16 protein-coding genes are annotated in these 18,896 nt (G+C 68.9%); 6 read left to right on the top strand and 10 right to left on the bottom strand.

What is annotated here, in order from left to right:
• Positions 1-31: 31 nt before the first annotated feature.
• Complete coding sequence (locus ACE3SG_RS05075; protein ID WP_374562909.1) at positions 32-1,363, bottom strand: reverse transcriptase family protein; 1,332 nt, start codon at positions 1,361-1,363, stop codon at positions 32-34.
• Positions 1,364-1,672: 309 nt separating this feature from the next.
• On the opposite strand from ACE3SG_RS05075, the gene bchE reads away from it, so the two are divergent.
• The gene (gene bchE / locus ACE3SG_RS05070) at positions 1,673-3,220 is read left to right on the top strand and encodes a magnesium-protoporphyrin IX monomethyl ester anaerobic oxidative cyclase (RefSeq protein ID WP_374562908.1); all 1,548 of its coding nucleotides are present in this window, start codon (positions 1,673-1,675) and stop codon (positions 3,218-3,220) included.
• A gap of 38 nt (positions 3,221-3,258) precedes the next feature.
• Here the strand turns inward: bchE and ACE3SG_RS05065 are convergent, their stop codons facing one another.
• The 4 genes from ACE3SG_RS05065 to ACE3SG_RS05050 all read right to left on the bottom strand — a co-directional run bounded on the left by ACE3SG_RS05065 (position 3,259) and on the right by ACE3SG_RS05050 (position 6,838).
• Positions 3,259-4,062, bottom strand: a complete 804-nt coding sequence (locus ACE3SG_RS05065; protein WP_374562907.1) for a metal ABC transporter permease — start codon at positions 4,060-4,062, stop codon at positions 3,259-3,261.
• Positions 4,059-4,982 (bottom strand): metal ABC transporter substrate-binding protein, encoded by a 924-nt coding sequence (locus tag ACE3SG_RS05060; RefSeq protein ID WP_374562906.1) that lies wholly within the window; start codon positions 4,980-4,982, stop codon positions 4,059-4,061. The genes ACE3SG_RS05065 and ACE3SG_RS05060 overlap by 4 nt, the downstream gene beginning before the upstream one ends.
• Before the next feature lie 20 nt (positions 4,983-5,002).
• A complete protein-coding gene (locus tag ACE3SG_RS05055; RefSeq protein ID WP_374562905.1) occupies positions 5,003-6,397 on the bottom strand; it encodes a hypothetical protein in 1,395 nt (464 codons plus the stop codon).
• 87 nt (positions 6,398-6,484) lie between these two features.
• The gene (locus ACE3SG_RS05050; RefSeq protein ID WP_374562904.1) at positions 6,485-6,838 is read right to left on the bottom strand and encodes a DUF2946 family protein; all 354 of its coding nucleotides are present in this window, start codon (positions 6,836-6,838) and stop codon (positions 6,485-6,487) included.
• Between the two features lie 259 nt (positions 6,839-7,097).
• Between ACE3SG_RS05050 and ACE3SG_RS05045 the strand changes: the two genes are divergently transcribed.
• Positions 7,098-8,540: a DUF4832 domain-containing protein gene (locus ACE3SG_RS05045; RefSeq protein ID WP_374562903.1), complete on the top strand. Its 1,443-nt coding sequence runs from the start codon at positions 7,098-7,100 to the stop codon at positions 8,538-8,540.
• Between the two features lie 40 nt (positions 8,541-8,580).
• Here ACE3SG_RS05045 and ACE3SG_RS05040 read toward each other — a convergent pair whose 3' ends face one another.
• Complete coding sequence (locus ACE3SG_RS05040; RefSeq protein ID WP_374562902.1) at positions 8,581-10,116, bottom strand: methyl-accepting chemotaxis protein; 1,536 nt, start codon at positions 10,114-10,116, stop codon at positions 8,581-8,583.
• A 199-nt stretch (positions 10,117-10,315) separates the two neighbouring features.
• Complete coding sequence (locus ACE3SG_RS05035) at positions 10,316-12,850, bottom strand: PAS-domain containing protein (RefSeq protein WP_374562901.1); 2,535 nt, start codon at positions 12,848-12,850, stop codon at positions 10,316-10,318.
• 271 nt (positions 12,851-13,121) lie between these two features.
• Between ACE3SG_RS05035 and ACE3SG_RS05030 the strand changes: the two genes are divergently transcribed.
• The 3 genes from ACE3SG_RS05030 to ACE3SG_RS05020 all read left to right on the top strand — a co-directional run bounded on the left by ACE3SG_RS05030 (position 13,122) and on the right by ACE3SG_RS05020 (position 15,015).
• Positions 13,122-13,586 carry a hypothetical protein gene (locus ACE3SG_RS05030; protein WP_374562900.1) on the top strand — a complete coding sequence of 155 codons (465 nt, stop codon included), beginning with the start codon at positions 13,122-13,124 and terminating at the stop codon, positions 13,584-13,586.
• A complete protein-coding gene (locus ACE3SG_RS05025) occupies positions 13,583-14,530 on the top strand; it encodes a DUF2145 domain-containing protein (RefSeq protein WP_374562899.1) in 948 nt (315 codons plus the stop codon). The genes ACE3SG_RS05030 and ACE3SG_RS05025 overlap by 4 nt, the downstream gene beginning before the upstream one ends.
• 134 nt (positions 14,531-14,664) lie before the next feature.
• Positions 14,665-15,015 (top strand): hypothetical protein, encoded by a 351-nt coding sequence (locus ACE3SG_RS05020; protein WP_374562898.1) that lies wholly within the window; start codon positions 14,665-14,667, stop codon positions 15,013-15,015.
• A 51-nt stretch (positions 15,016-15,066) separates the two neighbouring features.
• On the opposite strand, the gene ACE3SG_RS05015 is transcribed toward ACE3SG_RS05020, so the two are convergent.
• Together ACE3SG_RS05015 and ACE3SG_RS05010 are read right to left on the bottom strand one after the other, a co-directional pair.
• Entirely contained in the window at positions 15,067-16,377 is a 1,311-nt protein-coding gene (locus ACE3SG_RS05015) for a peptidase inhibitor family I36 protein (RefSeq protein WP_374562897.1), read from the bottom strand.
• Positions 16,378-16,583: 206 nt separating this feature from the next.
• Entirely contained in the window at positions 16,584-16,895 is a 312-nt protein-coding gene (locus ACE3SG_RS05010; protein WP_374562896.1) for a hypothetical protein, read from the bottom strand.
• Positions 16,896-17,062: 167 nt separating this feature from the next.
• Here ACE3SG_RS05010 and ACE3SG_RS05005 point away from each other — a divergent pair, with 167 nt between their 5' ends.
• A complete protein-coding gene (locus tag ACE3SG_RS05005) occupies positions 17,063-18,295 on the top strand; it encodes a sorbosone dehydrogenase family protein (protein WP_374562895.1) in 1,233 nt (410 codons plus the stop codon).
• 46 nt (positions 18,296-18,341) lie between these two features.
• Here ACE3SG_RS05005 and ACE3SG_RS05000 read toward each other — a convergent pair whose 3' ends face one another.
• The gene (locus tag ACE3SG_RS05000) at positions 18,342-18,878 is read right to left on the bottom strand and encodes a GNAT family N-acetyltransferase (RefSeq protein ID WP_374562894.1); all 537 of its coding nucleotides are present in this window, start codon (positions 18,876-18,878) and stop codon (positions 18,342-18,344) included.
• Positions 18,879-18,896: the final 18 nt, after the last annotated feature.

Genomic DNA, 18,896 nt, shown 5'->3' with positions numbered 1-18,896 from the left:
CGTGAGTGTGCGCGGGCGCCTGCAGCCTGCTTCAAGCCCAGTCGATCTGGTCGAACAAGCATTGCAGGCGCCGGGCCTTGCCGGGGTTGAGCTGGGTGGCCCAGGCGACGCGACCGCGCAGGTGGTCGCGCCAGTTTGGCAAGCCATCGCGGTTCTGCGCGGTGGGGCCATCGCGCACGCACTGGTGCAGCACCGCCTTCAGGCGGTCGAAATCTTCGCGCGGCAGGTTGGGGCGCTGGTTGACGACGATGCCGCAGACCGATTGGCGGATGCCAGCGCCGACGCAGCGCGACTTGCGCAGGTTCAGTGTGAAGCCTTCTTCGCCGCTGATGCGGGCGACCCAGGCTTCGATGCGGGCGCGTGCCCCCTGCAGGGCTGTGCCGCCCGACAGCACGATGTCGTCGGCGTAACGCGTGTAGCGGGCACCCAGCGCGTGGGCCAAACCGTCCAGTCGCAGGTCGAGCCTGAAGGCGCAGAGGTTGGCCAGCGCCGCCGAGCTGGGAGCGCCCTGCGGCAGGTGAGGCTCACGCAGCCGTTGTACCTGCGGCCAGCTGAGGCTGCCCTGTTGGTGCAGGCGGCGCAACACTGGCTCCGGCGTGGCCACGGTGCACAGCGCCGCCAGTTCGCGCGCCACTTGCTCGGGGTAGCCGAGTGTCTTGAACAGGGCATGCACGCGCGATGCGCGCACCGAGCTGAAGAAGTCCTGCAGGTCGAACTTCAGCACCACCGCCTGGCCTGCATGGGCACGTGCATGGTCGACGATCGATCGCTCACGCACATAGCCGCAGGCCGCTTCGTGCGGTGGGATGCGGTCGAGCAGATCGTCGAGCAGCCGGCGCTGCAACGCCATCAGGTAAGGCTCAGGCACTTCCAGCAGGCGCCAGCCGCCGCTGCGTTTGGCCAGCAGCTGGAAGCGATAGTGCTGGTCGCCGAGCGGTGCCTTTCGTTGCCACGGCGCACTGCGCGTCAGCCGCCACAGGCCGCCGGTCGACTGGCCCAGCCACTCGGCCAGCGCCTGGCTGTGCGGCCATTCCGGCAGCTGGATTTGGTGCAGCCCCAGCGGTGGCGCTTGCATGCGCTGCGGCCAGTGCAGCAGGTAGCGACGCACGTAAGGCGTCGGGCGGGTGTGCCAGGCGCCCTCGTAGCCCTCGTCGCGCTCGACCAGATCGGCCAGCGCGCGCGGGGTGAGGCGCCGCCATTGTTCGCCCGGCAGGCGCGCGCAGCGCTGCGCCAGCTTGTGGCACCACGGCGCGGTGCTGCCCAGGCAGGCTTCGACGCGGGCCACCAGGCCGTCTGCGTCTTGCGGGCCGCTCAGCATCGCGCGGGCGATGGACAGTGCGGTCAGGCGGGTGGTGAGCGTCATCGGTGTCAAAGGTGCGGCACGCTACCCAACCTGCAGGTGAAGCGCTGTCAGTGCTGGCGAGAATCGCCAGTGTCCGACTGCGCCACGAATGGGCCAAGCTAACCAACTCCCGTGGGGGTACCCCACGGGGCGAGACCGATCTTTCGAGCGACTCGCGAAACGCTTGGGCAGCGGCCGCGCGCGGATTATCAACTCGGTCCGGCGGACCCTCACTTCACATTCGCTTCACCGGCCCCACATCGGCCTCACCCATGCTGCCCACACTCCGAACAACAGCTGCCGCAACGGCAGCACGTTCTGGAGGAAGCGATGAAAGTCACCTTGGTCAACCCACCCCACACGGCCATCGGCAGCCGGATCCCGGACGACCATTTGCCGCCGTTGGGCTTGCTGAGCATCGGTGGCCCCTTGATCGACGCCGGATTTGCCGTGGACCTGGTCGATGCGGATCTGGAGGATCTGCCGATCCACCGCATCGTCGAGGAAGCGGCCCGCCGCCGGCCCGACGTGGTGATGCTCGGTCACTCCGGATCCAGTTCCGCGCACGCCACGGTGGTGGCGATCTGCGACGCCCTCAAGCAGCGGCTGCCCGGCGTCACCATCGTCTATGGCGGCGTGCATCCCACCTACCACTGGGACGAGATCCTCGCAGTGTCGAAATCCATCGACATCATCGTGCGCGGCGAGGGCGAGCAGACGGTCGTCGACCTGATGCAGGCACTGCAGGCGAGCGGTGACCTGCGCTCGGTGCGCGGCATCGCCTTTCGCGATCCACAGGACTCGGGCAAGGCCATTGAAACGCCCGCGGCGATCATGATCCGCAACCTCGACGACTACCGGGTCGGCTGGGAACTCATCGACCATCAGCGCTACACCTACTGGGGCGGCAAGCGCGCGGTCGTCGTGCAGTTCTCGCGCGGTTGCCCGTACCTGTGCAACTACTGCGGGCAACGTGGATACTGGACGCAGTGGCGCCACCGAGATCCGGTCAAGCTGGCCAGCGAAATTGCCAGGCTGTACCGGGAGCATGGCGTCGAGCTGATCAACTTCGCCGATGAACTGCCGACGGGCTCGCGCAAGATGTGGCGTGCCTTTCTCGAGGCCTTGATCGCCGAGGACGTGCCGGTGCTGCTGGTGGGATCGACGCGGGCCGGTGACATCGTGCGGGACGCGGACATCTTGCACCTGTACCGCCAGGCCGGCGTCATCCGCTTTCTGCTGGGCATCGAGGCCTACAGCGAAAGCACGCTGACGCAAATCCGCAAAGGCGCCAGTACCAGCGAAGACGCGCAGGCCATTCAACTGATGCGCCAGCACGGCATCCTCTCGATGGCGACCTATGTCGTGGGATTCGAAGAGGAGCGTGACGCAGACCTCTGGCGTTCATTGCGCCACCTGCTGCGGTACGACCCGGACCAGATCCAGCTGCTGTACGTGACGCCGCACCGCTGGACACCGTTCTACAAGACCGCCGAGCACCGGCAGGTCATCCAGGTCGACACCCGCCGCTGGGACTACAAGCACCAGGTGCTGGCGACACGCCACATGCCGCCGTGGCGCCTGTTCCTATGGTTCAAGTCGATCGAACTCGTCTTGCAACTGCGCCCGAAGGCGCTGGCACGCCTGCTGTTCCACCGCGATCCGGTCCAGCGCCAGTCGATGCGGTGGTACTCCGAGATGGGTCGCCGTGTTTGGCTGCACGAGGTGTTCGAGTTCTTCTTCGCCAGCCCGCGCGTGCGCAACGGGCCGACCTTGAAGGCGTTCCTGGGGCCGACATTGGAGGCGCGGGAGTACGCGCTGGAGAAGGCTACGTCGTCGCGGCGGACCGTTCCCTTGATGGCGGATCGAATCGAGTAGCCATGCCCCCCATCCTGTCGCGCACGCACCGCATCACATCACGTCGCCTGCTCATGCCCCACTTCGCTCGACGCCAGGCCTGAAGCCGGCGCACGCACCAGACCCACGCTCGCGAGCGCGCAGGCCGCCAGCGTCCACACGATCACAGCGCCCGAAGGCAGATCGAACAGTGCCGACAACGCCAGCCCCAGCGCATAGCCGAGTGCACCGATCACGTAGCCCACGACGAGCCGGCTGCGGCCACGCAGCGTGCGTGTGGCCAGCGCCGGGATGATCAGGCTCGAGAACACCAGGTACACGCCCACCAGCTGCACCGATGCGGTGACCGCGATCGCGAACGCGCCGTAGAAGCCGAAGCGCCCGAGCCGCTTCACCCAGCCCAGCCATATGGCCGCGCACAGCAGTGCCGATGCGGCGGCCAGCCACACGAGCTGCGAGGGGTTGACCCACAGGATCTGGCCGACCAGCAAGTCTTTCAGGTGCTCGCCGCCGTGCGGGTTGCCGGCCAGCAGCAAGATGCCCGCGCAGGCGGCGAGGATGAACAGCACGCCGATCAGGGCCTCTTGCTGATGCGGGGCGCGCCGCTCCGTCCAGGTCAGCAGCAAGGCGCCGAGCAGCGCCGCGCAGACAGCCGCGGCCTGCACCGCCATGCCGCCGTCGGGCAAGCCCAGCGCATCGGCCGCGATCACGCCCAGGCCGGCGATCTGCGCGATCGCCAGGTCGATGAAGACGATGCCGCGGTCCAGCACTTGCGTGCCCAGCGGCACGTGCGTCAGCAGCACCAGCAGCCCGGCGATCAGGCCGGGGCCGAGAATGGACCAGTCCAGTGCGCTCCAGTTCATTTGGCGCTCCCGGCGGCCACGAGCCGCGCGACGGTGTCGTCGAACAGCGCGAACAGGTCTTTCGCGCCATCGGTGCCGCCCACGGTGAAGGGCAGCGTGACCGCGGCGATGCCGGCGTTCTTGTTCAGCCACTCCGACGGTTTGCCGTCTTGGTAGGCCGCGCGCACCACCATGCGGGCCGGCGTGGCCTTCAGCGTGGTGAGCACGGTTTGCAGGTGCGCGGCACTCGGTTCGACCCCGGGCTTGGGCTCCAGCACCGCCACCTCCTTCAGGCCCAGCCAGTCGTACAGGTAGACGAAGGCCTTGTGCTGTGACACGACCGGCGCACCCTTGAGCGGCGCCGCCTGCGCATTCCAGCGGGCCATGGCCTGCTGCCAGCGTTGCGTGAAATCGGCTTGGCGCTTGGCGTAGTCAGCGGCATGGGCCGGGTCCACCTGCTGCAGCCGCGCACCGAGCGCGGTGGCGACGAGCGCGATGTTGCGCGGGTCGGTCTGGATGTGCGGGTTGCCGGCGGCGTGCACGTCGCCTTGCGAGCGATCGACCTGCGATGGCAGTTCGAGCTTGCGCACCTGGTCGGCCGCGGCGAAGTTGCCGGGCTGGCCGGGCTGCACCTTGGCGTTGCCCGACTGCTGCAACAGGATCGGCAGCCAGCCAATCTCCAGCTCGGCGCCGGTGCAGACGACCAGGTCGGCGTTGCGTGCGCGTGCAATCAGGCTGGGCTTGGCCTGGATCTGGTGCGGGTCTTGCAGCGCGGTGGTGGCCACCGACACGTCGACCAGGTTGCCGCCCAATTCTTGCGCCAACGCGCCCCACTCGGGCTCGCAGGCGAACACGCGCAGGGCAGCCTGGGCCGGCAACGTCGACAGGCTCAGCGCCGCAGCGGCCAGCAGACCGGGCAGGGTGGTGCGGTTCATCATCATGGGTACTCCAAATTCAGCGGTTAGAAGCCGTGGGCGCCATGCGCGCCCAGGCTCATCTGGTATTGCAGGGTGATCTGGTTGTCGGTCACGCCGTCGCGCGAGCGGTCTTGCCCGAACTGCAGCCGAAAGCGCGAGAACTCGCTTGGGCTGAAGTCCAGCATCAGCGTGTGCTTGCGCGGCTGGTAGTCGCCCGTCGCCAGGGCGACGGCATTGGGGCCGTAGTCTGGCGAGCCGGCATCGAGCTGCTCGGTGCGCAGGCCCACGCGCCAGCGCGGCATGAACTGGTAGATGCCTTGAAGGTACCAGCCCGACTGCGTGGCGTGGTAGGCGCCGGCGCTGTGGGCGCCGTCCAGGTCGTAGGTCAGCATGCCGCTGCGCGTGCTGCGCAGGTATTCGCCCTGCAGCTTGAAGTTGGTGCGCGTGGCGTTGCCGTTGGGCGCCCACTTCCACACCGCGTCGGCCACCCACACGCGGGTGTTGCCGCTGAAGGCGTTGGTCACCGCGGCGCCGCTCGCGTCGATCGCGGCCAGTTCCTGGTCGGCCGCCTTGGTCTTCATCACCGACAGGCCGGCGCGCCAGCTGTGGCTGTCGCCCAGGTCGCCACCGGTGTGCGCGGCCAGGGCCCACATGCCGGCACCATTGCCCTCGTTGCCGCCGCCGGGGTAGCTGCGGCCGCGGCCGATCTCGGCGGCCAGTTCGAGGTACTGATCGGTCGGCGCGAGCCAGCTCAGGCGCAGCCCGTCGTCGCCATGCTGGGTGCCCAGCAGCGCCTGGTAGGCGAGCGGGTTGTCGACGAAATCCCAGGTGTGGGCGTGCTGCGAATTGAGGTAGCCGATGGCCGAGAAGAAGCGGCCGCCGCGCAGCGTGAAGCCGTAGTCCAGCGCGGTGGTTTCGATGAAGGCCTCTTCGACCTCGACGCCGTCGTCTGGCGCCAGCGCGAGGTTGACGGCGCCGCGCAGCCACGGGTCGATGCTGGCCGACAAACCGAGCTCGGTTTCACCCAGGCCGAAGCCACGTTCACCGGGGCCGAGCTCGGCATCGGTGGGCAGCTGGAAGCCGGTGATCGCGTAGTTCGCCGGGTCTTGCGACAGCCGCGCGTACTGCCCCGACAAGATCAGCGAGATCGCCGGGTTGAAGCTGTTGGCGCCGCCGGCGACTGCTGGGGCGGGTGCGGGTGCCGGCGGTGGTAGGGGGACGGCCGCCGCCACGGGGGGCGGCGCGGTGGCAGCGGCCTCGGCCGCCTTCAGGCGTTCTTCGAGTGCCTGCAGGCGCGCCTCGTAGGCGGCGCGCATCGCGTCGATCTCTTGCCGGATGGCCTGGATGTCAGGCGAGGGTGGGGTGGTGGTCGAGGCGGCAGCCGCACCCATGGGCGCGGCCAGGGCGAGCGCAAGGCTCGCCGGCAACAGCAAATGCATGTGAATTCATTCCAAGCGAAAGCGTTCGGGTGCGCCAGCGCGCCGCTCTGCCACAGAGCAGGGCGCGCACGGCGCAGTCAGCAACGATCAGCAGGGAATGACGGGGGGCGCGCGGCTGCGGTAAGCCGGCCAGTGCGTGGCATGGTGGCCGCCGTGCAGGTCGGCCTGGGGCGCCGCATGGCTGCTGACCAGCAACGGCAGGCCGGGCGGGGCGCTGGGCAACGCACCGTGGCCGATGGCGGCGGCGCCCAGGCACAGCGCGCAGCTCGACGCGTGCAGCGCCTTGCTGTCGCTGTCGGGCTCGCTGCCGGCGGCCGTGGTGGCCGCATGCGACACCGCATGCCAGTTGGCCGCGGCCTGCGCCAGCGGCAACAGCAGCGCCAGCCACAGCAGCCACCCAAGGTGGCGGCGTGAAGTGGTGGTGAGGCGGGTGGCTCGCATGGCGAAGTCGTGATCTTAGTCGGCTTGTGTCAGCTCCGCGCCGCTGAGTTTTTCAAGGAATGTCTTCGCGGCGGGACCGCCTGGGGTGCTGAAGAGCGGGGTCGACAATTCTGTTGCTTTCGGATCCATCTGCGCGGCCGTTTGGCAGCGACCTGCCCTGTAGCATCGACGCGGCGGTTCCCTGTGGCGCGAGCCATCGGGAGCGTCGCCCGCAGCGCCCGGCCCTTGGCACAGCGCCCATCCGGACCAGGAGTTCTGCATGCCTTCTCGAATCAGTGTCGTGGCCTTGGCCCTCGCGCCCGCCCTGTGGGCGCTCGGCGCCAGTGCGGCGCCGGTCTCGGCGACCTTCGCCAGCACCTCGGCCGACCTGCCCAACCCCGACCGCGGCTTCTACAGCTGGGTCTCGGCGACCTTCGCCAGCACCTCGGCCGACCTGCCCAACCCCGACCGCGGCTTCTACAGCTGGGTCGGCAGCGACCTCGTCAGCGACTTCGACATCAGTAGCGTGCGCGCGGCCTATTCGCGCGGGCAGCGGCTGGTGCATGCGCCGGTCTCGCTCGCGGCCTGGCGCAACGGCGACATCCCTGCTTCGGTGCTGAACACGCTGGGCATGCGCCTGGAGGCGATCCGGGCCGAAGGCATGAAGGCCGAGTTGCTGTTTGCCTACGACTTCACCGAAGGCGGCAACGATGCGAGCGCCACCCAGATCGCGCGCCACCTGGCGCAGCTGAAGCCGGTGCTCGCCGCGCATGCCGAAGCCGTCCCCTACATGCGCGCCGGCTTCATCGGCGCCTGGGGCGAGTGGCACTCGTCCAAGTCGGGCAACTCGTGCGGCTACCACTCTGGTGACACCCCCTGCGACACGGCCAACGCCAACCGCCTGATCGTGCGCGACGCGCTGCTGGCCAATGTGCCGGCCACCACGCAGATCGCGTTTCGCTACCCCGGCGACTTGAAGCTCTGGTACCCCGACGTGAACGCGCCGGCGCAAGTGGCGTCGCACAACGATTGCTTCCTGGCCGGCCCCACCGACACGGGCACCTACCCTTCGCCGGACCTGCGCACCTACATCCAGCAATTGACCCAGAAGGCCTCGTTCGGCGGCGAGACCTGCCAGGGCGCGGAAGAGCCGCTGCGCAGCGACTGCGCCGACATCCTGGCCGAAGGCCCGCAGTACCACCTGGCCTGGCTGAACGCCGACTACGCGCCGTTGGTGCTCAACACCTGGAGGTCCCAGGGCTGCTACGCCACCGTGTCGGCGCGCATGGGCTACCGTGTCCAGCTCGACAAGGTCAGCCACCCGGCCAAGGTCGAGCGCGGCAGCAGCGTGGTGGTCCAGGTCGACCTGCGCAACGTCGGCTGGTCGCGCATGTTCGTCGACCGGCCTCTGGAAGTGCGCCTGAAGCACCAGACGACCGGTGCCATCATCAAGGCCAGCAACGGCAAGTTGAGCAAGCTGCCGGCGCAAGGCCAGGCGTCGTCACGCATCGGCGTCACGGTGGTCGTGCCCGGCGACGCCGCGGTGGGCGCCTACGACGTGCTGCTGGCCGCGCCCGACGTCTTCGCGAAGAACCGCGGCGACGTGCGCTTCGCCGTCCGCTTCGCCAACGCCGACCGCGTGTCCGCCGGCCAGCAGTGGAACGCCTCGGACGCCACCTTCAGCACCGGCACCCGCGTCAAGGTCGTCAAGCCGGCGATCTAGGGTCCACCCGTCGAGCGCGCTGCGACCGCGGGCGCGAGGGTCAAGCCAGCCGGAAAGCCGCCACCACCTCGTTCATCTTGGCGGCCTGCTGCTTCAGGCTCTCGGCCGCGGCGGCGCTCTCTTCGACCAGCGCGGCGTTCTGCTGGGTCACCTGGTCGAGCTGGGCGACGGCGTCGCCGACCTGGTTGATGCCCTGGCTCTGTTCGTTGCTGGCGGCGCTGATCTCGGCGATCAGGTCGGTCACGCGGCGAACCTGGGCCACGATGTCGTCCATCGTGCGGCCGGCGTCGCCGGCCAGCTGGCTGCCGGCCTCGACCTTGCCGACGCTGTCGCCGATCAGCGACTTGATCTCTTTTGCCGCCTGCGCGCTGCGCTGGGCCAGCGAGCGCACCTCGCCGGCCACCACGGCGAAGCCGCGGCCTTGTTCGCCCGCGCGGGCTGCTTCAACGGCGGCGTTCAGCGCGAGGATGTTGGTTTGGAAAGCGATGCCGTCGATCACCCCGATGATGTCGGAGATGCGGTGCGAGGCCTGGGTGATCTGCTCCATCGTGGCCACCACCTGGCCCACCACCTCGCCGCCCTGGGCCGCCACGCCCGATGCGCTGGAGGCCAGTTGGTTGGCGGCGCGCGCGGTGTCGGCGTTGTGCTTGACGGTCGCGGTCAGCTGCTCCATCGACGCGGCCGTCTGCTCGAGGTTGCTGGCCTGCTCTTCGGTGCGCTGGCTCAGGTCGGCGTTGCCGTTGGCGATCTGGGCTGAGCCGGTGGCGATGGATTCGGCGCTCGAGCGCACCTGACCAACGATATCGACCAGGCCTTCGTTCATCTTCTTCAACGCGGCCAGCAACTGGCCGGTCTCGTCGCGCGAGCGCACCTCGATGCGCTGGCTCAGGTCACCGCCGGCCACCGCCTCGGCCAGCTTCACGGCCTGCGCGAGCGGCGTGATGATCGAGCGGATGAGCAGCCAGGCCATCAGGCCGGCGCCCAGCACCACAATCGTCGAGAGGGTGATGTTGCGCCACAGCACGGCGCTGGCTTCGGCCTCGCTGGCTTCGTATTCGTGTGCCGCGACATCGAGCTGCACCTGCACCAGCGAATTGACGACATCGCCGATCGGGTCGATCGCGGGGTACATCTCTTTTGCGGCATAGGCCCGCAGCGCCTCGGCGTCGCCGGCCTTCATCAGCCCGAGCAGCTTCTCGGCCGCCTGGTCGGCCTGCTTCATCAACGGGCCGGCCTTGGCGATCAGCGCCTGCTCCTGGTCGTTCAGCTCGGTGGCGACATAGGCCTTCCAGTTGCTGTCGATCTGCTGCCGCGCGTCGGCGACTGCCTTGGCGCCGACCTCGCCGGTGAAGGCGCCATCGCGCACCTTGTGGGCGGCGTCGACCATGCCGACCGCGTAGCCGTCGGCCACCATCTTCAACTGCTTCAGCGGCACGACGCGGTCCTTGTACAGGTCGCGCAGGCTGTCTTCGGCGCTGCGCACGTGGTGCACGGTGCTGTACGACGACAAGACCAGCAGCGCCAGCAGCGCCCCCACCAACAGCGCCAGTCGCGCCTTGATGCTGAATTGATTCATTCGGTAGGCTCCTTCTTGTTCGCGCCGTTGTGGCCATGGCGCATGGCTGGGGCCGGAGTGTGGGGGCCGTTGCCGTGCAAGAAGGGTCGAAAACCGGGGCGCTCGGCCGCCAGTTCGGCGGCGCGCCGCATGCTGGTGCATGAAACCGATTGCGCCGGCTGGGTCGCCCTGCGCCGCACCCGGCCCGCAGGCTGAAGACCTACGCTTTCACGCCGATCCGGTGGTGGCCGCCCACACGCGCTGCCGTGGTCGAGATCGTGTGGGCTTGCAGCAGCTGCTCCACCTGTGCCGGCGGAACGGGGCGGCTGAAGTAGTAGCCCTGGATCTCATCGCAGGCGATGTCCCGCAGCACGTCGCGCTGCTCGGCCGTTTCCACGCCTTCGGCCACGACCCTCAGGTTGAGGGTGCGGCCCATCGCGACGATCGCTTCGGTGATCGACCGGTCGGCCGGGTCGGTGGCAATGTCCTGAACGAACGACCGGTCGATCTTGATCACGTCGACCGGGAAGCGCTTGAGGTGCGCGAGCGACGAATAGCCGGTGCCGAAGTCGTCGATCGCGATGCGCACGCCCATCCGCTTGATCGCGTGCAACAGCTGCGCCATCCGCTCGATGTCGTGCATCACCATGCCTTCGGTGATCTCGAGTTCGAGCAGCGTCGGGTCCATGCCGGCGCTGCGCAGGGCCTCGTCGATGTCGTCCAGCAGGCCGTCGTGCATCAGCTGGCGCACCGACAGGTTGACCGACACGCCGATCGGCGCAAAGCCCTGGCGCCGCCAGGCCACGTTCTGGGCGCAGGCCTGTTGCAGCACCCATTTGCCGATCGGCACGATCAGCCCGCACTGCTCGGCCACCGGAATGAACCGCGCCGGGCCGACGCAGCCGAGCTCGGCATTGTTCCAGCGCAGCAAGGCCTCGACGCCGGTGATGCGGTTGTTGTTCAGGTCGACCTTGGCCTGGTAGTGCAGCGCGAACTCCTGGCGCTCCATCGCATTGCGCAGTTGCAGTTCCAGCGCCATGCGCTCCAGCGATTGCGCCGTGACCGCGCTCGAATGGAACTGGAAATTGTTCTTGCCGCGCTCCTTGGCCAGGTACATGGCGACGTCGGCGTTCTTCATCAGCGTGCGCTCGTCCTGCGCATCGTCCGGGTACAGGCAGATGCCGATGCTGGCCGTCACGCGGCAGTTCAGGTCATGGATCTCGACCGGCTCGCACAGCGTCGCCAGAATCTTGCGCGCCACCGTGGCCACGTCCTCGGTGGATTGAATGTCCTGCTGCAGCACGACGAACTCGTCGCCGCCCAGCCGGGCCACCACGTCCGCGCCACGCAGGCAGGCCTTCAGCCGCAGCGCCACAGCCTTCAGCAACTCGTCGCCGACCTCGTGGCCCAGCGTGTCGTTGATCGACTTGAACTGGTCCAGGTCGATGAACAGCACCGCGAACCGCCGCCCGTGGCGCTGCGCGGTCTGGATCGCCAGCTGCAGCAGCTCGCTGAACCAGACCCGGTTCGGCAGGCCCGTCAGGCCGTCGTGGGTGGCCAGGTAGCGGATGCGCTCTTCGGCGCCACGCTGCTGGGTGATGTCGCGCCCCACGCCGCGGTAGCCGGCCAGGCTGCCGTCGCGCGCGCGGATGGGGGTGCCGCTCACGCGCACGTAGGTGGCCGGGCCGTCGAGCGGAATGCGCCGCATCACGACGTCCCGAAACGGTGTCTGCTCGGCCAGAAGCAGGCGGTGTGCCTCCCAGCCTTCTTCGATCTCGTAGCCGAGCTCCCACCAGGTCTTGCCCAGCTCGGCATCGAAGGCGGTGTCGCCGCCGCTGGCGTGCCGGCCCTCGAGCCGGGTGAAGCGCTGCTGCAGATCCTGCTCCCAGAACCAGTCGGACGATAGCTCGGTGAGGCTGCGAAAGCGCGCCTCGCTCTCGCGCATGGCCCGCTCGGCCTGCGCGCGCAGCGTGACATCGGTGTAGATCGTCACGAAGCCACCTTCGCGCATCGGCATGCCGCGGATCTCGAGCACCGTGCCGTCGGGCCGTTCGCGTTCGAAGCAATGCGGCTGGAACTTGCTCGCGATCGCCACGCGCGTGCGCACCTGCTCGTCGGCATCGCCCGGCCCGTAGTCGCCCCGGTTGGCGTTGTAGCGGATGAAGGCTTCGAACGGCGTATTGGGCTGGCACAGCGACTCGGGCAGGTCGAGCAGCTCGCGAAAGCGCCGGTTCATGCCGAGCATCGTGAGGTTCTTGTCGGCGATGCTGATGCCCTGGTCCATCGTCTCGAAGGTCTTCTCGAGCAACAGATTGGCCTGGCGCAGCCCGCGCTCGGCCCGGGCGCGCTGGGTGATGTCGGCGTAGATCGTGACGAAGCCGCCGCCCGGCAGCGGGCGCCCCCGCACCTCGAGAATGGTGCCGTCGGGCCGCTCGCGCTCGAACTGGTGGGCTTCGAACTTGCGCGCGATCTCGACCCGGTCGCGCACCTGCTGCTCGACGTCGCCGGGCCCGTAGTCGCCTCGTTCGACGTTGAAGCGCACGAAGGCCTCGAAGGGCGTCCCGGCGACATACAACGCGTCGGGAAATGTCAGCAGCTCGCGAAAGCGCCGGTTGACGGCCACCAGCCGCAGGTCGGCGTCGAAGACGCTGACGCCTTCCTCCATCGTCTCGAACATGCTTTCGAGAACGCTGCGGTGGTCGAAGGCGGGCTTGTTCGTGCTCTGCTCGGCGGGGTCCTGGTGTGACTCGTGCATGTCCGGTGGCTCTCGGGGAATCGAAGGGGCCCTCCCGTCGGGTGAGCGGCCATGGGCGGCGCGGCCCAGAGGGCTGCGGAGTCACAGTGCTCTGTTCATCGGCGCTGCCGCGGTCGCCTTGATGGGCCACGGGCGCGCCCGGCGCTTGGCGAGCCGAATGGCGCCAACTGTTGCTCACATCGGCGGTAACACCTTGCCGCGCCACGGCGGCGGGGCGGGCCTGCGCTTCAGGCATCATCCGCGCAACGCAACTTTGATGGGTGCCCGTCTCATGACCCCGTTCCGCCGCTTCCTCGCCCCTGCTGCCCTGCTGGCCCTGGCCGGTGCCGCCCTGCCAGCGCTGGCCGCCAGCTCGGCCGCGTCGTCGGCCTCCGAGAGCCTGTCCACCTCGGTGGGCAGCGTGTCGGACTCGTTCAAGAACTCCAGCGAAAGCTCGGACCGCCCGAACCGCACCGCCGACGGCGACTACAAGGTGATCGAGGTGGCCGCGGCCGACCAGCGCCCCGGCACGCTGCGCCTGACGCTGCAGCCGGCCGACGGCGCCGGCGAAGCGTTCGAGCTGTACCTGCCGCAAAAAGCCGCCGAGGTGGGCGGCGTGGCGGTGGGCCAGGTGGTCAGCGCCCGCAACCGCGACTACGGCGTCGAATTTGCCCGTGCCGACAACCGCCAGCCCTTCTTCCTGGTGCTGGAAGACGCCTGGTACCAAGAGCTGGCATCGAACCCCGTCACGCTTTGAGTCTTGGGTTCTTCGCGGGCCGGCGCTTCGCCGCCCGCGCCGCGGCGGCCATGCTGCTGGCCGCGGCGTCGTGCCTGGGCGCGGCACAGGCCGCATCGCTGCGCTACTGCGACCGCCAGGCCAAGCTCGGCATCGACCAGCAGGACACGCTGTTCCGCTTCGGCGGCATCGTCAAGGCCGAGCTGGAGGCTTCGGGCCGGCCGCTGGCGTTGATGGCCCGCTCGGGCCTGGACCTGAGCTGGTTCGGCCTGCGTTACTCGCACGCCGGCGTCAGCCTGCAGGCCAGCCCGAACGGGCCGTGGTCGGTGCGCCAGCTCTACTACGCCTGCGACGAGCAGCGACCGCGCATCTTCGACCAGGGCATCTCGGGTTTTCTGCTGGGCACCGACAACCCGGCCGAGGGTTATGTGTCGCTGGTTTTCCTGCCGCCCCATGCCGGCGCGCCGCTCGAACGCAGCGCGCTGAGCAAGCCGCAGGCGCTGGAGCTGCTGGCCGCCGACTACAGCGCCAACGCCTATCCCTACAGCCTGCGCTACCAGAACTGCAACCAGTGGGTGATGGAGCTGCTGGCCAGCGCCTGGGGCGGGCTGTCGCTGGCGGGCGACCTGGCCGACGCCGACACGCCCCGCGCCCAGGCCCAGCGCTGGCTGCAGCAGCAGGGCTACGAGCCCACGGTGTTCGACCTGTTGCGCCCGTTGATGTGGTTCGGTGCCTTCATCCCCTGGCTGCACAGCGAAGACCACCCGGCCGACGACCTGGCGCGCGCCGTCTACCGCGTGTCGATGCCGGCCTCGATCGAGGCCTTCGTGCGGGCCCAGGTGCCGGGCGCGACGCGGGTCGAGTTGTGCCACGCCGGCCGCCGCGTGGTCATCCACCGCGGCTGGGAGCAGATCGCCGACGGCTGCCAGCCGGCCGAGGGCGACCAGGTGCTGATGCTGGACTGAGTGCCGTGGCCACCGCCCCCGACCGGGCGCCACGAAAGAGGCGTCTTTTGAGCTATATCAAGCCGAGCGGGCCGCGGCTTCGGTACAAGGCTCGCCTTTGACCCGCCCGCCGGTGGGTGCGTGAGTGCTTGAGCGTGAACCGATCGAGACCCATTCTGTTGGCCAAGCTGATGCTGGAGGGTGCGCGCCCGCCGGATCTTGAACAAGCACTGGCGGCCCTGCAAGGGGCCCGGCGCGAAGGGGGCTGGATCCACCTGCTCGACCACGCAGCATGGAGCGACGCCTTGCGCGCGCTCGTCGGCTGCCTGCCCGGCGGCGCGAGCGTGGTCGTGCTGGCCGAGCCGGCGTCGCCCTCGTCCGACCCGGGCGTCTACCAGCGCCTGTGGGACCGGTCCGACGACCTGGCCCCGGCGCTCGCCGCATGGCGCAGCGGCGCTGCGGATTGGCCGCTGCTCCAGCCGGGCGAGTTGGTGCGCCTGGCTTGAGGATGCCTGTTCAGGCCGGCGCGGCGAGCGCGCCTGCCGCGCCGCCGCGCGTCAATGCAGGATCAACGGCGCCACGCCGTTGGCGAACGGCCAGCCCTGCGTTTCGTCGGTGCCGGTTTCCCAGTCGAAGCCGCCGCGGATGCCGGGGTTGGCCGCTTCGACGCGGGTCCACGCGTCGATCGCCTGGGCCTTGCTCATGTAGTTGGGCAGCGAGGGGTTGATGCCGAAGCCGACCATCACATGCGTCGGGCCCAGCAGGTTGACCCATTCCTGCACGCTGGTGACCACGTAGTCCGGGTCTGCCAGGCCGGGGCCGTCGTAGTACTGCGGGGCGCAGTAGTCGATCGCGCCGGCGTTCAGCATGTCCTTGCAGAAGGTCTTGTCGACCGAGTTCCACGGCGCCGGCGGCGCGCTGATGATGAAGCCGGGGTACAGGCGCTTGAGCTCCTTGCTGATCCAGGCCATCTCGCCGGTGTCGGGCTTCTGGCTGCCTTCGAAGGTGTTCCAGTCCATGCCGTCGAAGCCGCCGAGCTGGTTGTAGATCGAGACGATGCTGTCGACGAAGGTCTGCGACTTGGTGCGTGTCGGGAAGCTCATGCCATTGCCCGCGCCGCCCACCGACAGCATGACCTTGCGGTGCTGCACCGTGCGGGCGTAGGCGATGTCTTCGTTCAGGTGCGTGGCGGCGCCACGGCCGTCGCCCGGCGGCGAGTAGGTCACGGCACCGGTGGTGCCCGGCGGGCCGCCCACCGGCACTGCGTGGAACAGGTAGACCAGGTTGTAGTTGAGCGGCAGGTCACGCAGGCGGATCGGCGAGGCCGTCCAGTTCACGTAGTAGCCGCCGGCGGTCTTGCCGCTGTCGCCGCCATCACCGCAGGTGGTGGGCGCCCAGTACCAGGTGCTGATGGTCGGGTTGGTGCCGTCGGTGCCGTTGGCGGTCACGTTGATGACCTTGTAGTACTGGCCATTGGGCTCGTAACGCACCACGTTGCCGAGCCAGTAGTTCACGCCCTCTTGCCAACTGACCGCGTCGCACTTCTTGACCACTTTGAGCGAGCTGGTGAGGTCGTTGAAGTTCGCGCCGGCCAGGCTGGCGGTGTGCACCTTCAGCGTCAGCGAGCGGCCGCCGTACTGCTTGTTCTCGAACAGCGTGGCCTCGTAGCCGGCGGCGACCTTGACCGACGAGGTCTTGTCGTTCCAGGTGTCTTTCAACTTCGGCGTGTCGGCGCTCTTGCAGTTGGGCGTGCCGCCGAAGTCGGTGTTCTTGTACAGGCACACCGGGCCGTTGGCGGCGGCGTGCGCGGCCGGCGCCAGCAATGCTGCGGCCAAGGCCCAGGCGGCGTGGGTCAAGCGGGGGTTCATCGACGTCTCCTCAAAGGTCCTCCGGCCCTCCGCGCCTCAGACGGGCGGTGAGGGTTCCCGCGGACGATTCTGTTTGAAACCGCTTTCTGTTGGTGGGCGGGGATGCGTCGTTTGGTAACCGGGCGTTCAGGCTCGAGCAGCCTCGCGTTTGGCCATCACAGCGGGGCCACGGCCTGGTCGGCCATCACCGGCGCCCGGGTCAACAGTCAGCCTCGCCTCGGCATCCGCGGTCCGCGGTTGAGCATCGATTCGGTGTGGTGCAACTGGCTCATCGACACCAGGCCGCGCCCGATCAGCAGGTCGAAGTCGGCTTCGACGTCTGCCGCCTTCACCGTGTGGTCGTAGAAGTAGACGATGTCCGACCGCAGGCGGCCGGCCGCGTCGGTCGTCACGCGGTGAATGCACCGGCTGGCGGCGTCCGCGCCCGTGCCTTGCAGCAGCGCCACCGTGAGCGTGCCGCCGTCCGCGAGGGTGTCGACATGCTGGCGGATCGTTTGGGCATTGGCGTAGGGCGACATTCGAGGGGCTTTGCTGTGGGTGGCGCAGGGTATCACCGGGTGCCGCGTGGCGGCGCGGCCGTGGGCCAAAATGCGGGCCGCCGAGCGGGGGGCCGACGCCTGCTGCAAACGGCTGGGCACCGCTTGCGAGCGTCGCCCGTGTTCGCAAAAACAAGGGGGGTATTCACATGAGACTGTTGTGGCAACGTTGGCGCGCGATCGCCCTGGTCGGTGCCTTGTGGGCCGGTGCGCTGCCGGCTCACGCGCTGGTGGGCAAGGTGGTCGGCAACTTCAACGAGCCGATCTTCGTCACCGCGCCGCAAGGCGACAAACGCCTGTTCGTGGTCGAGAAGTCGGGCTTCATCAAGCTCGTGCGTCCCGGCAAGCCCACCACGACTTTTCTCGATGTCTCCAAGCGGGTGGACACCGAGGGCGAGCGCGGCCTGCTCGGCCTGGCCTTCGACCCCGACTACGCCGCCAATGGCCGCTTCTACGTCAGCTACATCGACCGCCGCACCTTGCAGTCCAAGATCGATCGCTACACCGTCACGCCGCGCACCGCCAACAAGGCCAGCCCGAAGACGCGGCAGTCGATCATCGCGATCGACCAGACGTCCACCGCGGGCCACAAAGCCGGCTGGATCGGGTTTCGGCCCGGTGATTCGAAGAACCTCTACTTCTCGCTGGGCGACGGCGGCGGCTCGTACGACCCCGACAACAACGGCCAGAACGGCCAGGTGCTGCTGGGCAAGGTGCTGCGCATCGACGTGAGTAGCGCCGACAGCGGCTATCAGATCCCGGCCGACAACCCCTTCGTGGGCTCGCCCGATGCGCGGCCCGAGATCTGGTCGCTGGGGCTTCGCAACCCCTACCGCCCCAGCTTCGACCGGCTGACGGGTGCGTTCTGGATCGCCGACGTGGGCGAAGGCACGCGCGAAGAAGTCAACTTCGAAGCCCCGGGCGACATCGGCGGGCACAACTACGGCTGGCGCCTGCGCGAGGGCACGGTCGAGACGCCGATCGTCGGCGGCGACGCGCCCGGCCTCACCGAGCCGGCGTTCGACTACGCCCACATGGAGATCCCGGGTGGCCTGGGCAATTGCGTGATCGGTGGCTACGCCTACCGCGGCCCGAGCATCGCCGAAGCAGACGGCCGCTACTTCTTCGGCGACTGCGTCAGCAACCGCATCTTCTCGATCACCTACGACGAGCGCGGCGCGCCGCTGGAGTGGCGCGAAGACACCTCGGCCCTGTTGACCGACAGCGGGCTGAACGTGATCACCTCGTTTGGCGAAGACGGCCAGGGCCGGCTCTACGTGATGGGGCTGAGCGGCATTCTGGTCCGGATGTGCCCTTCGGCGGCGGCGGCCAAGCGCGGCGCACCGGCCGCCGCCGCGGCCGACCCGTGCGCGACGAACTGACCTTGGCGGCGCGGGCAGCCCGCAGCCACAGCGGCGCCTCGTGGCCCTACAGCCGCTTGCGCATGCGCACCAGCGGCACGGCAACCCCGCCCCGGTCGTCGTCAATGCGCTCGATGGCCTGGTAGCCGCAGGCGCGGTAGAGCGGCTCACCGGCCATCGTGGCCATCAGCTCGACGGCGCTGAAGCCCTCGCTCCTGGCGGCGGCCTCGCACAGGCCGAGGATCAGGCGGCCGATGCCCTGGCGGGCGTGGTCGGGGTGGGTGTACATCGCGCGCACCCGGGCGGCGTCGAGCGTCGGGTCGAGCAGGGCGGGGCTGCGGCCGGGTGACTTGTCGCTCCCGTACAGCGTGGCGCGGCGGCTCCAACCGCCGCAGCCGGCGATCTGGCCGCCTGATTCGACGACGAAGTACGTGCGGTCTTCGATGAGTTGCGTGTCGAGCCCCATGATGGTTCGGCTCGACATGATCTGCCGTTCGTCGAGAAAGGGCTTCTGCAACTCGGCGATGGCGGCGTTCATCAGCGCCCGCAGCGTGTCCAGGTCTTGCGGGTGTGCGAGCCTGTGGGTCAGTGCAGGGCTCGGCATGAAGGCTTCTTGGTGGTC

The organism is Ideonella sp. (genome assembly GCF_041914305.1).
Taxonomy (GTDB): domain Bacteria; phylum Pseudomonadota; class Gammaproteobacteria; order Burkholderiales; family Burkholderiaceae_C; genus Ideonella.
Note: the sequence above shows the minus strand (reverse complement) of the source record. Positions and strands in the feature narration are given on the sequence as shown.

Coding starts and splice junctions, on each gene's coding strand:
- ACE3SG_RS05065 (WP_374562907.1), bottom strand. CDS start 4,062: ATGAACTGGAGCGCACTGGACTGGTCCATTCTCGGCCCCGGCCTGATC.
- ACE3SG_RS05000 (WP_374562894.1), bottom strand. CDS start 18,878: ATGCCGAGCCCTGCACTGACCCACAGGCTCGCACACCCGCAAGACCTG.
- ACE3SG_RS05075 (WP_374562909.1), bottom strand. CDS start 1,363: ATGACGCTCACCACCCGCCTGACCGCACTGTCCATCGCCCGCGCGATG.
- ACE3SG_RS05005 (WP_374562895.1), top strand. CDS start 17,063: ATGAGACTGTTGTGGCAACGTTGGCGCGCGATCGCCCTGGTCGGTGCC.
- bchE (WP_374562908.1), top strand. CDS start 1,673: ATGAAAGTCACCTTGGTCAACCCACCCCACACGGCCATCGGCAGCCGG.
- ACE3SG_RS05060 (WP_374562906.1), bottom strand. CDS start 4,982: ATGATGATGAACCGCACCACCCTGCCCGGTCTGCTGGCCGCTGCGGCG.
- ACE3SG_RS05055 (WP_374562905.1), bottom strand. CDS start 6,397: ATGCATTTGCTGTTGCCGGCGAGCCTTGCGCTCGCCCTGGCCGCGCCC.
- ACE3SG_RS05030 (WP_374562900.1), top strand. CDS start 13,122: ATGACCCCGTTCCGCCGCTTCCTCGCCCCTGCTGCCCTGCTGGCCCTG.
- ACE3SG_RS05035 (WP_374562901.1), bottom strand. CDS start 12,850: ATGCACGAGTCACACCAGGACCCCGCCGAGCAGAGCACGAACAAGCCC.
- ACE3SG_RS05015 (WP_374562897.1), bottom strand. CDS start 16,377: ATGAACCCCCGCTTGACCCACGCCGCCTGGGCCTTGGCCGCAGCATTG.
- ACE3SG_RS05050 (WP_374562904.1), bottom strand. CDS start 6,838: ATGCGAGCCACCCGCCTCACCACCACTTCACGCCGCCACCTTGGGTGG.
- ACE3SG_RS05010 (WP_374562896.1), bottom strand. CDS start 16,895: ATGTCGCCCTACGCCAATGCCCAAACGATCCGCCAGCATGTCGACACC.
- ACE3SG_RS05045 (WP_374562903.1), top strand. CDS start 7,098: ATGCCTTCTCGAATCAGTGTCGTGGCCTTGGCCCTCGCGCCCGCCCTG.
- ACE3SG_RS05040 (WP_374562902.1), bottom strand. CDS start 10,116: ATGAATCAATTCAGCATCAAGGCGCGACTGGCGCTGTTGGTGGGGGCG.